Source organism: Actinosynnema sp., from assembly GCF_052038725.1.
On the sequence record NZ_JBQGCX010000146.1, the window covers coordinates 1 to 2073 of the forward strand.

A 2073-nucleotide genomic window follows, 5' to 3' on the forward strand; every position below is an offset into this window, starting at 1 on the left:
CTTCGCGCCGGGGTGCTGCTCCGGGATCGACGAGTGGCGCGGCTGGTGGGACGTCCTGGACGGTCGCGGGGACGCCTTCTTCGGCCACGACCCGGACGCGAGGGCCAGCCTGGACGGGGACGTCGTCCGGCTGACGCTGGATGCGGAGGCGGCGGACAGCCCGGTGATCGACGTCCCGGTGGCGGAGCTGGGCGCGCTGCTGACGGGCGTGGAGCGCGATCTGGCGGATTTCTCGGCGCAGGCGGGGAGGTGGACCAAGGACCACCTCCCCGCGCACGCCCCACGGGTCAACGCCGCGCTGGCGAGGCTGCTGGACGTGTGACGGCGCTCCGCGCGCGGCGCCCGGTCCGCTCGGCGCTCCCGATCACGGGCGTCCGGCTCGCGCGCCGGCCGTCCGTCCACAGCGGACAGAACCTCCCTCGCCGCGCCCCGGACCGGGCGCTCTCCCGGACGGGGCGGGGTGAGCGGTGCTCGCGTACCGCACACCCGGCCCCGTCCGGGTGGATACTCGTGACCATGACGACGGAGTTCGGGGCGCTGCTGCGGCAGCTGCGGGACCGCGTCACGCCGGGCGACCTCGGCGCGCGCGAACCCGAGGAGCGCAAGGTCCCCGGTCTGCGCCGCGAGGAGCTGGCCGCCTACCCGGGGTTGTCGGTGGACTACGTGGTGCGCCTGGAGCAGGGGCGCTCGCGCAACCCGTCCCCGCAGGTCGTCGCCGCGCTCGGGCGGGCGCTGCGGCTGGTCGGCGTGGAGCTGGACCACTTCCACCGCGTCGCCGGGCAGCCGCCGCCGTCGTCCGGCGTGGTGCCCGGCCGGATCTCGGAGAGCGTGCGCAGACTCCTGCGGCGCATGGCCGACTTACCGGTGGGCGTGTACGACGCGGCGTGGAACCCGTTGACGCACAACGGTCCCAGGGTCGCGCTGCTCGGCGACCCGCCGGTCGGCCGGGACGGGAACCTGGCCTGGGCGCTGTTCGCCCTCGGTGACGCGCCCGCTGTGAAGCACGAGTGGGAGCGCGTCCCCTACGAGCGCGCCGTCGCCGCCGACCTGCGCGCCGCCACCGCCCGCTACCCGCAGGACTCGTCGCTGCGCAGGCTCGTCGCCGACCTGCGCGAGAGCAGTCCGGTGGTCGCCGACCTGTGGGCGAACCCGCTGCCCAGCCCGTTCATCGCGCACCGCGAGGTCGTCGCGCACCCGGAGTTCGGGGAGCTGGAGCTGGAGTGCGACGTGCTGGTGTCGCCGGAGAACGACCTGCGGGTGGTGTTCCACACCGCCGAGCCCGGTTCGGAGAGCGCCCGCAGGCTGGCGCGGCTGGTGGCGGCGACGGCGTGACCGTTCCACCCCGTGGGAGCGGGAACAACGGCCCGCGTCCGACCGCTGTCACCGGGGACGGGGTCGAGCGACGACGAGAGGTGCTTTCCGTGGGCGAGGGTTTCATCGAGCAGTGGCGGCGCTGGAAGGACGAGCGCGAGCGGACCCTGGCCGCGCCGCTCGGCTGGCTCGCGCTGGTGTCGCTGGACTGGCTGGACGAGCAGCCGCGCGGCTACGCCGGGCTGCCGGGCGTGTGGTGGCAGGACGCGGACGCGGCCTACTTCGACCCGCAGGGGGCGCGGGCGGCGCAGAGCGGGTTCCCGGTGCTGGGGCAGAGCAGGTTCGAGCTGGTCAACAGCGGGGCGGGCGCGCGGATCGCGATCGGCGACGTCGAGGTGGAGGTGGCGCGGCGGGGCGGGTACCTGATCCGCGTGCACGACCCGAAGGCGGCGGCGCTGCTGGAGTTCGACGGCGTGCCGAGCTACCCGCCGGACCCGGACTGGCGGATCGAGGGCGTCTACGAGCCGTTCCCCGAGCCGAGGCCGACGACGGTGGGCGCGGTCGTGGAGGGCCTGAGCCACGTCTACACCGCGCCCGGCGTGGTCCGGTTCGCCCACGGCGGGCGGGAGCACGCGCTGACCGCGTTCAACGGCAAGCGGCGCGGGCTGAACGTGCTGTTCACGGACGCCACGAGCGGCGTGACGACGTACGCGGCGAACCGCTCCCTGGAGATCGCGGAACCGGACGGGGACGGCCGGGTGG

At 75.3% G+C, this 2073-nt stretch carries 2 protein-coding genes and 1 pseudogene; all 3 read left to right on the forward strand.

Features of this window, described 5'->3' with window-relative positions; genetic code table 11:
* Positions 1 to 322 (forward strand): annotated as a pseudogene (locus tag ACTUAL_RS02810) (hypothetical protein); the annotation flags it as partial.
* Positions 323 to 516: 194 nt separating this feature from the next.
* Positions 517 to 1332: a helix-turn-helix domain-containing protein gene (locus ACTUAL_RS02815; RefSeq protein ID WP_440899162.1), complete on the forward strand. Its 816-nt coding sequence runs from the start codon at positions 517 to 519 to the stop codon at positions 1330 to 1332.
* Positions 1333 to 1421: 89 nt separating this feature from the next.
* Positions 1422 to 2073: DUF1684 domain-containing protein (locus ACTUAL_RS02820; RefSeq protein ID WP_440899163.1), on the forward strand; the 652-nt coding region annotated here is incomplete at its 3' end.

Excerpts from the sequence above, each read along its gene's own strand:
- ACTUAL_RS02815 (WP_440899162.1), top strand. The coding sequence starts at position 517 with ATGACGACGGAGTTCGGGGCGCTGCTGCGGCAGCTGCGGGACCGCGTC.